We start from the raw sequence: 482 nt of genomic DNA, 5'->3' as shown, positions 1-482 counted from the left end.
TTTCGTCGCCCTGCTCGAACCGTTCATCGACACCGTGGTGATCTGCACGATGACCGCCCTCGCGATCATCATCACGGGCACCTGGAGCGACACGTCGAGCGCTCCCGGAGTCGAAACAACCTCCGCCGCCTTCGAAACCGTGGCACCGTGGTTCCCGATCTTGCTGGCCGTCGCGGTCGTGCTGTTTGCCTTCTCCACCATGATCTCCTGGTCCTACTACGGCATGAAGGCCACCGGCTACCTCTTCAAAGACAGCCGCCGTGCGGAGTTCGCCTACAAGATTGCGTTCTGCATCTTCACTGTCGTGGGAGCATCCCTGTCGCTCGGTCCTGTCATCGCGTTCTCCGATGCGATGATCTTCGCGATGGCGATCCCCAATGTGATCGGGCTCTATCTCATGGCCCGCGTCATCAAGAAGGAGATCTTCGGCTACCGCGCCAAGGTCGAGACCGGCGAATTCGCCATGGTCGAAAAATAGAAAC

At 59.3% G+C, this 482-nt stretch carries 1 protein-coding gene; it reads left to right on the top strand.

Annotated features, from left to right (window positions below):
* A partial coding sequence (locus tag JF66_RS20065; RefSeq protein WP_035880656.1) for an alanine:cation symporter family protein occupies positions 1–478 on the top strand: 478 nt, incomplete at its 5' end.
* Positions 479–482: the final 4 nt, after the last annotated feature.

The sequence above is a fragment of the Cryobacterium sp. MLB-32 genome, from assembly GCF_000738085.1.
Taxonomy (GTDB): Bacteria; Actinomycetota; Actinomycetes; order Actinomycetales; family Microbacteriaceae; genus Cryobacterium.
The sequence above is the reverse complement of the archived record's forward strand: the minus strand, read 5'-3'. Positions and strand labels throughout refer to the sequence as shown.